2 protein-coding genes are annotated in these 1,635 nt (G+C 26.8%); both read right to left on the reverse strand.

Annotation, left to right across the window (positions count from 1 at the left end; genetic code table 11):
• The coding region (locus tag ENO17_05690) for a hypothetical protein (GenBank protein ID HER24518.1) at positions 1-1,275 on the reverse strand (1,275 nt) is incomplete at its 3' end.
• Complete coding sequence (locus tag ENO17_05695; GenBank protein HER24519.1) at positions 1,275-1,592, reverse strand: hypothetical protein; 318 nt, start codon at positions 1,590-1,592, stop codon at positions 1,275-1,277. The genes ENO17_05695 and ENO17_05690, both read right to left, overlap by 1 nt.
• Between the last annotated feature and the right edge of the window lie 43 nt (positions 1,593-1,635).

Here is a 1,635-nt window from a genome sequence, read left to right on the forward strand (position 1 = left end):
ACCCATAATTGCACCCATTATAAAAGTAGACAATCCACCTAAAAAGAATAATCTAAAGAATTTACCTACCATGCCTTCAAATCTTAACTTTTTCATTGCCCAATAAGACAATGCAGCAATTACTAATCCATAACCGGCATCAGACAAACATATTCCGAAAAAGATAAAATAAAAAGGGGCAAATAAGGGAGTAGGGTCAAATTCCTTATATTTTGGTATTCCATATAGTTCTGTAACAGATTCAAAAGGTTCCACAAATTGATTATTATCTAAAGCAACGGGTACATCATCCTTTTCATCAGGATCGCTGAGTATTATCTCCAGTTCATTTGTTTTATTAAACAACCAGTTTTTCATTTTATCTATATTTTTTTCTAATACCCATCCTTCGATAACGATAACTTTTTTGGTCATCCCTAAATATTTTTCTATATCTTTTCTGCCTTCTAAGATGGATAGATAATCAAAAGCAAGATACAATGATAAATTTTCTTGATAAAGTTTTTTACTTGCTACAGCAATTATTTCTCTTTTTTCTCTAATGCTATTTAACTCTTCGGAAATATCTTTCAAAATATTTATTGGAGTTTTTGTAAATTCTAAAGGAATGGGAAAATAATCAAAATCATAATTATCTAATATTTTTTTAATAGGAGTATAATATTCAGGTATAAAAATGATCATTAGCTTACATTTCTTTTTACCTTCTGCGAATTTATTGATCTCAATCTCTTTTCCTATCTTATTTATTTTTTCTAAACAAGAAATAATGTTTTTTATCGGAATGCTTCCGGTTATGATCTTAGTATTTTTTGTTCCTTTTAAATCCTTTACCTGTAGATTTAATTCTTTCCATTCTTCTAATTGCTCTTTTATCTTAATGATATGATTTTCCCTGTTTTTTAATTCCTTTAGTTTTCCGTCCAATTCTTTGCACTTATCATAAATCTTTTTATAATTAAATTGAGAAAATAATAAAGGCAATTTTGTGTAATCGTAAACATTTTTAGTAATAGCAGTAATTGTAGTTTTTTCTGATTTTTTAGTTTTATCAACGAAATTTGATAGATAATCTATACAATATTTTACTTCTGGTAATGCCGATAAAACTTCTTTATTATTAACTACCTGAAAATCCGATAATCTTAACTTCTTTAATTTGGATTTAAAATCTATTATTTGGACATAGCCTAATTTTTGAAGTTCTTCAATGATCTCGTCCTTTAATTCAAGATGAGTAAAAATACTTACTTTTTTTATCTTGCTAACCGCCATTATCTACCTTCCATTAATTTTTTAATTACTATTTTTACCGCTTTATCAATATTTTTGATAGATTTTTTTATAATCTCTTCCTTTTCCCTTTCGCTTCTTTTTACAATATTCTCTGCTTCTATTATCGCTATTTTTTCTTCTTTTTCTATTTTTATTCTTCCTTCTTTTTTGGCTTCTTCTTTCGTTCTTTCCATTAATGATTCAGCTTCTTTTTGTGCATTGTCAACTATTTTTGCAGCTTTATTATTAGCATCTTTGATAATATTTTCGGCAGCTTTTTCAGTTTTTTTAACTTTTAAAATAGTTTTATCTATCAAAAAATCACCCCTCAAAAGTTAATAGATCATAACAACATTATAT

The sequence above is a fragment of the Candidatus Atribacteria bacterium genome (assembly GCA_011056645.1).
GTDB classification, from domain to species: Bacteria; Atribacterota; Phoenicimicrobiia; order Phoenicimicrobiales; family Phoenicimicrobiaceae; genus Sediminicultor; species Sediminicultor quartus.